Below are 550 nucleotides of genomic sequence, written 5' to 3' on the forward strand. Positions count from 1 at the left end.
CCGCCGCCGCCCGCCGCACCCGCGGCCGCCACGGCGGCCCCGCGCGCACCCGCCCCGGCGCCTGCCGCCGCCCCGGCCGGCCCGGTCAAGGCCGGCATGGTCTGCACGAAGATGGGCAAGCCGGAAGCGCCATCGCTCAGCTGGAGCGGCGAAGCCGCCTACAAGGTCACCGCCACGGTGAAGGCCGGCCGCGTGGCCAGCATCGAGGTGCAGCCGCTGCGCTCGGGCGTGGACCGCAAGGCCCAGCGCGCGCTGATCGGCGCCATCGAGTCCACGCTGAAGGACAGCTACGAGTGCCCCGGCGACCACGTCTTCGAACAAGAGTTCGTGTTCAAGATCGGCGACTGAGCCGCCCCTTTCCCCCTTCAGGAGACCCCCGATGTTTGCTCGACTCAGCAGCCTGCTGGCTGCCGCCGCCCTCGCCTTGACCCTAGGCACTGCGCCGCTTGCTCATGCACAGGATCCCGCCGCCTCCGCGCCCGCCGCGGCTGTCCACAAGGAAGACAACCCCTACGGCCTGATGGCCATGATCAACCACGGGGACGCGGTG

General features: G+C 72.0%; 1 protein-coding gene. It reads left to right on the top strand.

Annotated elements, in window-relative coordinates; genetic code table 11:
* On the top strand, positions 1-348 hold a 348-nt coding region (locus B0W88_RS32220), incomplete at its 5' end, for a hypothetical protein (RefSeq protein WP_198938020.1).
* Between the last annotated feature and the right edge of the window lie 202 nt (positions 349-550).

Source organism: Pelomonas sp. KK5 (assembly GCF_001984095.1).
Lineage (GTDB): Bacteria > Pseudomonadota > Gammaproteobacteria > Burkholderiales > Burkholderiaceae_C > KK5.